General features: G+C 67.7%; 2 protein-coding genes. Both read left to right on the top strand.

Annotated elements, in window-relative coordinates:
- Positions 1–284: 1,2-phenylacetyl-CoA epoxidase subunit PaaB (gene paaB, locus AB3X89_RS39905; protein ID WP_368588018.1), on the top strand; the 284-nt coding region annotated here is incomplete at its 5' end.
- Positions 285–291: 7 nt separating this feature from the next.
- Positions 292–1,039 (top strand): 1,2-phenylacetyl-CoA epoxidase subunit PaaC (paaC, locus tag AB3X89_RS39900; protein WP_368588017.1); only part of this gene is annotated, 748 nt, incomplete at its 3' end.

Below are 1,039 nucleotides of genomic sequence, written 5' to 3'. Positions count from 1 at the left end.
TGAACAAGGAATGGCCGATTTGGGAAGTGTTCGTGCGCAGCAGGCAGGGCCTCGACCACAAGCACTGCGGCAGTCTGCACGCGGCCGACGCGCCGATGGCGCTGCGCATGGCGCGCGACGTCTACACGCGCCGCCAGGAAGGGGTGAGCATCTGGGTGGTGCCGTCCTCGGCGATCACCGCCTCGGCGCCCGACGAGAAAGCGGAGCTGTTCGAACCGGCGGGCGACAAGATCTATCGCCACCCGACGTTCTACACGCTGCCCGACGAAGTCAACCACATGTAAGCGCGCCATGACCACTATGTCCCCGACCTCTATCACGCCCGAACATCTGCAGTACGTGCTGCGCCTCGCCGATACCGCGCTGATTCTCGGTCAGCGCAACACCGAGTGGTGCGGCCACGGCCCGATCCTCGAAGAGGACATCGCGCTGTCGAACATGAGCCTCGACCTGATCGGCCAGGCGCGTCTGCTGTACACACACGCGGCCACGCTCGAGCAGCAGCTCACCGGCCGTCAGCGCAGCGAAGACGACTACGCGTACTTCCGCGCCGAGCGCGAGTTCGCGAACTACACGCTCGCCGAGCTGCCGCACTACGGCCCGCTCGCCGGCACCGCGCAGGCGCAGAAGGACTACGCGGTCACGATCGTGCGCAACTTCCTGTATTCGACGCTGATGAGGCATCTGTGGGGCGCGCTGACGCACTCCGCCGACGAACAGCTCGCCGCGATCGCCGCGAAGTCGATCAAGGAAACGCAGTACCACGTGCATCACGCGGGCGAGTGGCTGATCCGCTTCGGCGACGGCACCGACGAATCGCACCGTCGCGCGCAGGCCGCGCTCGACTACCTGATGCCGTACACGTACGAGTTCTTCAGCGCGGACGCGGTGGAAGACGCGATCGCCGCGGCGGGCATCGGCCCGCGCACCTCGGCGCTGGAAGCCGCATGGCTCGACGACGTGCGCGCCACGCTCGACGCCGCCACGCTGACGCTGCCCGCGGCGCTGCGGCACGTGAGCACCGGCAAGCACGGCGAGC

Origin of the sequence: Paraburkholderia sp. BR14320 (assembly GCF_040948665.1) — a bacterium.
GTDB lineage: Bacteria > Pseudomonadota > Gammaproteobacteria > Burkholderiales > Burkholderiaceae > Paraburkholderia > Paraburkholderia youngii.
Note: the sequence above shows the minus strand (reverse complement) of the source record. Positions and strands in the feature narration are given on the sequence as shown.